Origin of the sequence: Pedobacter steynii (assembly GCF_900103665.1) — a bacterium.
GTDB lineage: Bacteria > Bacteroidota > Bacteroidia > Sphingobacteriales > Sphingobacteriaceae > Pedobacter > Pedobacter steynii.
The window spans coordinates 149,508-156,324 of the sequence record NZ_FNGY01000005.1; the positions used below are offsets into that span (position 1 = coordinate 149,508).

Consider the following 6,817-nt stretch of genomic DNA (forward strand, 5'->3'; position numbering starts at 1 on the left):
ATGAAATTAATCAGATGGGGAGCCGCCGATCAGGAAAAGACCGGTGTAATTATAAACGATATTTGGTACGATACTTCCGCCTTTGGCGAAGATTATAATGAGCAGTTTTTTCAAAATAACGGACTGGAAAGATTGTCTGCTTTTGTGAAAGAGAATGAAACGGAATTGCCGGTAGTACCTGCGGATACCCGCCTGGGATCTCCGGTAGCACGTCCTTCAAAAATTGTATGTATCGGTCTTAATTATGCGGATCATGCGAAGGAAACGAATGCGCCACTTCCACCAGAACCGGTGATCTTCATGAAATCGACGACTGCTTTAACCGGCCCTTTTGATGACATTATCATTCCTAAAAATTCAGTAAAAACGGATTGGGAAGTAGAGCTTGCAGTGGTCATCGGTAAAAAAGCTTCCTATGTGGAAGAAGCAGATGCGCTGGATTATGTTGCAGGTTATGTGTTACACAATGATGTATCAGAAAGGGAATTCCAGATTGAAAGAAACGGAACCTGGGATAAAGGAAAAGGTTGTGATACTTTCGCCCCCTTAGGCCCATTCATGGCCACAGCTGATGAGTTGGCTGATGTGAACAATCTTCGCCTGTGGCTGACGGTAAATGGTCAGAAAATGCAGGACGGAAATACGTCCAACTTTATCTTTAATGTTCCTTTCGTAGTGGCTTATGTAAGTCAGTTTATGACTTTATTGCCTGGAGATGTGATCTCTACAGGAACTCCGGCAGGGGTAGGCTTAGGTTTTAAACCTCCAATATATCTTAAAGAAGGGGATGTGGTTGAGCTTGGTATTGATGGACTTGGAACTTCCAGACAGCAGGTAAAGAACTATGTTAAAAATTGATTCCCACCAACACTTCTGGAACTTTGACGAGGTAAGAGACAGCTGGATCACAGACGATATGGATGTGCTCCGGGATGATTTCTTACCCCAGCATCTGAAGCCCATCCTGGACCATTATCAATTTGATGGATGTGTGGTGGTGCAATCAGATCAAAGTCAGAAGGAAAATGAGTTCCAGCTAAACCACGCCGCAAAACATGCTTTTATTAAGGGTGTAGTTGGCTGGGTGGACCTCCAGGCGAAAGACATTTCTGATCAGCTGGCGGTATTAAGCCGGCATGAAAAGCTAAAGGGCTTCAGAGAGATCCTTCAGGGAGCTGCTGATCCTGCCTTAATGTTGAAGCCGGAATTTGTAAACGGAATCAGTAAACTGAAAGAATTCGGATTTACCTACGATATCCTGATCTATCCACACCAATTGAAATATGCAACAGAACTGGCAGGCAGATTTCCTGATCAGGCTTTCGTGCTGGACCATATCGCTAAACCCGGAATCAAAGAGGGCAGCATCAGCCCCTGGAAAGAGGATCTCAAACGATTGGCGAAACATGAAAATGTAAGCTGTAAAGTCTCCGGAATGGTAACAGAAGCAGATTGGAAACGATGGAAAGCGAAGGATTTTAATCCTTATCTGGACGTAGTCTTCGAAGCTTTTGGTCCCAAAAGGGTGATGTATGGTTCAGATTGGCCGGTTTGCCTGCTTGCAGGGGATTATGGAAGGGTGCTGAGTGTCATGGAAAATTATATTGCAAAACTCTCTGAAAATGAACAGAACCTGTTCTGGGGAGAAAACGCAACTCACTTTTATAACTTAAAATAAGCAATCAATGGATCTGCAATTAAAAGATAAAGTAGTCATCGTAACCGGTGGAGCCAAAGGTATTGGTGAAGCTATTGTAAGGTTACTGGCAAAAGAAGGGGCTACACCTGTAATCGTAGGAAGAAATGAAGCGGATAACCAGCGCCTTGCAGATGATATTATCGCAGAAGGTGGAAATGTCTTTCAGTTGGTTGCCGAATTAACTCATCCATCTGCCAGTGAAGAAGCCATTAAAATTGTTCTGGAGAAATATGGCCGAATTGATGGATTGGTAAATAATGCAGGTGTCAATGATGGTGTAGGACTGGAAAGCGGAAACTATGAAAGTTTTGTGGAAAGCCTGCACAAAAATGTAATCCATTATTACCTGATGGCACACCATGCACTACCGGCACTTAAAAAATCTAAAGGAGCGATTGTTAACATCGGTTCAAAAGTAGCAGATACCGGGCAAGGTGGGACTTCTGCGTATGCGGCATCTAATGGGGGTAGAAATGCGTTAACCAGAGAGTGGGCGGTTGAACTCCTGCCTTATGGCATTCGTGTGAACTCGGTGATCGTTGCAGAATGTTATACGCCATTGTATCAGACCTGGATCAATTCTATTCCTAACCCTGAAGAGAAACTGGCTTCTATAAAAGCTAAGATTCCTTTTGGGAACAGAATGACGACGGCAGAAGAGATTGCAAATACAACAGTGTTTTTGCTTTCTGAGGCGTCGAGTCATACGACAGGGCAATTGGTATACGTCGATGGTGGGTATGTGCATCTCGACCGCTCTATCAGCCCGCTTTAATTTAAAAAAATCAAATGTGCTTAGACGACATCCAAATGTTTCGCTGAAGGGCAAAACATTTGGATGTCGTCTAAGCACATTTGATTTTTTTTGCAAAACGCAGAACCTGTATTGCGGTTCTCGTAATGGAGGGAAGGAAAGGGGAAGGGCGTTTGGCTAAGCAGATCAGGTAAATAATTGATGGTTATCTTTAATCAGTAACGCTTTATAAAGTATTAAAAATAAAAAGGTGTATGTTGTGAGAAGGCCTTAGGAAGTTTTGTCCTTTTCAGGACAAAAGATTCCAGCCTTCGAATAATATACACCTTTTTATGATTTAATCTCTCCGGGCAATACTCCGGAACTAAATTGCGGCAGTATATGTTTTCAACCAAGCCACCTCTTCTGTATTTAAAAGTGGACTTAGACGTTCAAATACCAACGCATTGTAACTATTCAGCCAATCTAACTGACCTTGTTCCAATAAATCCTTTTGCACAATAGCGGTACTGATCGGAGCAATGGTTAAAGATTCAAAAGCATAGAATTCGTTAAACTCATTGCTGATGTCTTTAATCGTGTTTACGAGGTTTTCTATGCGGACACCGTGTTTTCCTGGTCGGTATACTCCGGGTTCGATAGACGTGATCATTCCAAGCTCTATGGCTACAGGAACAGCAGTTGGGTTAAAAGTATGAGGTCCTTCATGAACATTCAGGAAATAGCCAACCCCATGACCTGTTCCATGTCCGTAATTGATGGCATAATCCCATAATGGCTTGCGGGTGATGGCATCAATCTGATAACCACAGGTTCCTTTAGGGAAACGCAATTTACAGCCGTCAATCATTCCTTTTAATACCAGGGTATAATCTGTTTTTTCTTCTTCAGTATTGTTTCCCATTGGAATGGTGCGGGTGATATCCGTTGTACCGTAAAAATACTGACCTCCGGAATCCAGCAGGAATAAACCTTCTTCTTTTATTTCTACATCGCTTTCTTCAGATGGGCCGTAATGAGGTAGGGCACCATGCGCTTTATAGGCACTGATGGTATTGAAGCTGTCGCCCACAAACCCTTCCTGTGCAGCTCTGAACTTACGCAGTTCAGCAGCGGCGGAAAGTTCGGTAATGGTGATTTTACCTATGTTTTCTGACAACCATTTTAAGAAACGGGTGATGGCAACTCCATCTTTCGCCATTGCGGTACGGGTATTGGCCAGCTCTGTTTCATTCTTAATGGCCTTTAGATTGGTAGAAGGATTGGTGTCTTTGATCACTTTTACGGAGGCAGGCAGAAGTTTTGCAAAGGCCAGGCAGTTGCGCTTAGGATCAATGAATATAGAAGTGTTTTCAGGAATTGTGGATAACGCAGATTCGATGTCTTCGTAAGGCATCACCTGAACACCACTGGACGCAAGTTGTTCTTTTTCAACTGCACTGAGTTTATCAGGGTTAATGAAGATGGTGGCTTTATCCTGGCCTATTAAGGCAAAGCTAAGCACAACAGGGTTGTAGCTCACATCTTTTCCACGGATGTTGAATAACCAGGCCATATCGTCAAGAGAAGAAATCAGGTGATAGGCTGCGCCTTTTCTCTGAAGCTCCGCTCTTACTTCAGAGAGTTTTGATGCTACAGATTGTCCGATGTGTTGTTCTTCAATCAGAAAGGCTTTTTCTGCAGGTAGGGCAGGTCTGTTTTCCCAAATAGGACTAAGGTAATCTTTATCGCTTAGCTGGATATCTTTGATGGAGAATTGCTGCGTAAAGAGATCTCCTAAAAGGATGGAAAGGAGTTTTTCATTTGTCGCAACAACAGCGCCTTTATCCAGCTTCTCAACCAGCCACTGAAGGTACTCCGGAGCATGTTGTATTTTTTGTTTAACCAGCTCAAAACCGCTGTTTTCCAATTGTTCTGTTGCCTGCTCAAAATAACGGAAGTCTGCCCACAGGCCCGCAAAATCATGAGTAATGACTAAAGTTCCTGCTGATCCTGTAAAGCCGGAAGCAAAAGGAATACACTTGTAATGGTTGGGTAAGTATTCACTGATATGTGGATCTGCTGAAGGGATAATATAAGCCTGTACATTGTCGGCCTTCATTTGTTTACGTATCTCGCTTAATTTTTCCTGATATGTCATGGTTTAATTTTTAATAGCTAATCGCGTTAACGCAAATCTATGGAATTTAATTCCTGTATAAATGGGCAGGTATCTTTTTTTCGGACAATTCAGGATTGTGATATGGGGTTAAAGTTATCCACAGTAATTGTGAATAACTTTGTTTGTTTGCGATGTAAGTGGCAGGTAGTCATTTGAATGTGGGATATTTTCTTTGTGGATAACGGTCCTGTAACTCGTCCTTGTAAAGCCGGTCAGGAAACTAAAATGGGGAATGAGATTTAAAGGGAGTATTTACCCGTAGACAGGAAATTACAATTAGGGATGGCTTTAGGGCTAAATAAAACGGGGGAGGAATTCCTGTTGAATCCTCCCCCGGTAATGGGTTGTTTTCCTAAAAAGGAAATTGATTATTTACCTAAACTTAATCTTAGGTTGAGTTCAAAACTGCCATTGGTATATCCGCTCAAGGCAGATGTTTGTGTGGTATACATTCCGCTAACCAGGTATTTCTTTCTGAAATCCATTCCCAGTCCGAAGGTGGCACTTTCGGTGCTGTGGTATAAGCCCATTATGAACACCTGTTTATTGGCGATTTCCAGTTGTGCACCTGCATCCCAGATGTTGTCAAAGCCTTTAACACCTCTGTAAGCTACTTTAGGCTCCAGGTCCAGTCCGTCTAATCCTTCGCTGATGTGCAGTTTATAACTTGCTGCGGCATAAAAGGTCGTCACATCGGCAAGTTTGATCACATCCTTTTTAAGCACGCTTTTCAGGTTCGGGATGGATGCCTGCACGCTTAGCTTGTCGGAAGTATAGGCGATTCCGAAATCGCCATCCAGATAGGTCTTTCTGTCGTTGTACTGACCTACCATGGGATCATTTGGATTGCCATAGATATCGCTGGTTTCCAGGCGCTGGTTCATGAAACCCAGGGATACACCAAAATGCAACTGGTCATTTTTTTCACTGAGCTTCAGGTGATAGGCATAACTTCCCACTACTCTGGTCTGTCTTTGCAGACCTGCACTTTCGTGATAAACGTTTAGTCCTATTCCGACTTTGTTGAACCCATAATCGCCGGTGATGCTTTGGGTAAGTGGAGAACCGGGAACATTGCTCCATAGTTTCCGATAGGCAGCGTTGATTTTCATCCCTTCAGTGCTGCCGGCAAAGGCCGGGTTAATGAGGTACTGGTTGCTGTAATATTGTGCTGCCAGCGGGTTTAACTGTGCCTGGCTTTTAGTACTTATGGTGAAACCCATAAGTACTAATGCTAAGAATTTATATTTTGTTTTCATCTTAATGATGTTTTATTTTAAATAGCGGATTAATCTTAATTCTCTCTGACTACAGTGATAAAGCCTTTGAATTTCGGACGGGCTGTACCGAAGTCCAGCACAAAATAGTAGGTGCCTTCAGACAGTGCGGTTCCGTTCAGGGTACCATCCCAGCTGTTGTCATATCCTTTTTTGCTGTAGATTGGTCTGCCCGACTTGTCAAATATTTTCACCTCATTGTTCGGATAGAAATCGATGTTGTCAATCATCCATTTGTCATTGTATCCGTCTCCGTTAGGGGATAAAATATTGGTGGCTTTCACTTTCGCATAGTCCTCCACTACCGTTACGGTAAAGGTTTGGGTATCTGTACATCCGCTGCCATTTGTTGCCGTTACCGTGTAAGTCGTGGTTTCCCTTGGTCTTACCGTTAGCGTGGCCGTGTTTTGTCCGCTGATGATGCTGCTATGGGCAGCCCATACATAAGATACGCCACCTGTTGCTGTCAGTTGCAGGGTTTCTCCCTTACTCACTTCTGTGCCTGAAGCTGTGGTATTGGTTCCTATGTTTGCTGCAATGGTGATGACAGGTAGAGGGTTCACCGTGATGACAAAAGTTCTGCTGTACGTATCCACACCTGTGTTGTCTGTTCCGCCATTATCTTTTACCGTTACGGTAATGGTTGCTGTTCCTGAAGCGCCGCTTCTTACACGGTAGCTGATGTTTCCGCTGCTGCCGGTTTTAGTCGCAGTGATGTTCTGGAACAGGTTATTGTTACTGCTTGTTGCGGTAATGGTGGTGGTTTGGGCCGTTTCCGGACCGGCAGAGATTCCTGTTAAAGCTACATTCTGGGCAGCCGTGGTATAACAGATGGTCTGGCTGTTGATTGGATCCAGGGTTGGGATTTCATTGACATCGCTGATGCTGATGTTAAAGCTTTTTTCCAGACTGAAACCATATTGGGT

6 protein-coding genes are annotated in these 6,817 nt (G+C 43.5%); 3 read left to right on the forward strand and 3 right to left on the reverse strand.

Annotation, left to right across the window (positions count from 1 at the left end):
* Genes BLQ87_RS15055 through BLQ87_RS15065 form a run of 3 tightly spaced genes read left to right on the forward strand, consistent with a single transcriptional unit; the run spans position 1 to position 2,474 of the window.
* The gene (locus tag BLQ87_RS15055; protein WP_074608225.1) at positions 1 to 858 is read left to right on the forward strand and encodes a fumarylacetoacetate hydrolase family protein; all 858 of its coding nucleotides are present in this window, start codon (positions 1 to 3) and stop codon (positions 856 to 858) included.
* Positions 845 to 1,678: an amidohydrolase family protein gene (locus BLQ87_RS15060; RefSeq protein WP_074608227.1), complete on the forward strand. Its 834-nt coding sequence runs from the start codon at positions 845 to 847 to the stop codon at positions 1,676 to 1,678. The genes BLQ87_RS15055 and BLQ87_RS15060 overlap by 14 nt, the downstream gene beginning before the upstream one ends.
* Before the next feature lie 7 nt (positions 1,679 to 1,685).
* A complete protein-coding gene (locus tag BLQ87_RS15065) occupies positions 1,686 to 2,474 on the forward strand; it encodes an SDR family oxidoreductase (protein WP_074608229.1) in 789 nt (262 codons plus the stop codon).
* A 343-nt stretch (positions 2,475 to 2,817) separates the two neighbouring features.
* Here BLQ87_RS15065 and BLQ87_RS15070 read toward each other — a convergent pair whose 3' ends face one another.
* The 3 genes from BLQ87_RS15070 to BLQ87_RS15080 all read right to left on the reverse strand — a co-directional run.
* Entirely contained in the window at positions 2,818 to 4,593 is a 1,776-nt protein-coding gene (locus tag BLQ87_RS15070; RefSeq protein WP_074608232.1) for an aminopeptidase P family protein, read from the reverse strand.
* Positions 4,594 to 4,982: 389 nt separating this feature from the next.
* The gene (locus BLQ87_RS15075; RefSeq protein WP_074608234.1) at positions 4,983 to 5,873 is read right to left on the reverse strand and encodes a PorP/SprF family type IX secretion system membrane protein; all 891 of its coding nucleotides are present in this window, start codon (positions 5,871 to 5,873) and stop codon (positions 4,983 to 4,985) included.
* A gap of 35 nt (positions 5,874 to 5,908) precedes the next feature.
* The coding region (locus tag BLQ87_RS15080; RefSeq protein ID WP_176832995.1) for a T9SS type B sorting domain-containing protein at positions 5,909 to 6,817 on the reverse strand (909 nt) is incomplete at its 5' end.

Coding starts and splice junctions, on each gene's coding strand:
- BLQ87_RS15055 (WP_074608225.1), top strand. CDS start 1: ATGAAATTAATCAGATGGGGAGCCGCCGATCAGGAAAAGACCGGTGTA.
- BLQ87_RS15060 (WP_074608227.1), top strand. CDS start 845: ATGTTAAAAATTGATTCCCACCAACACTTCTGGAACTTTGACGAGGTA.
- BLQ87_RS15065 (WP_074608229.1), top strand. CDS start 1,686: ATGGATCTGCAATTAAAAGATAAAGTAGTCATCGTAACCGGTGGAGCC.
- BLQ87_RS15070 (WP_074608232.1), bottom strand. CDS start 4,593: ATGACATATCAGGAAAAATTAAGCGAGATACGTAAACAAATGAAGGCC.
- BLQ87_RS15075 (WP_074608234.1), bottom strand. CDS start 5,873: ATGAAAACAAAATATAAATTCTTAGCATTAGTACTTATGGGTTTCACC.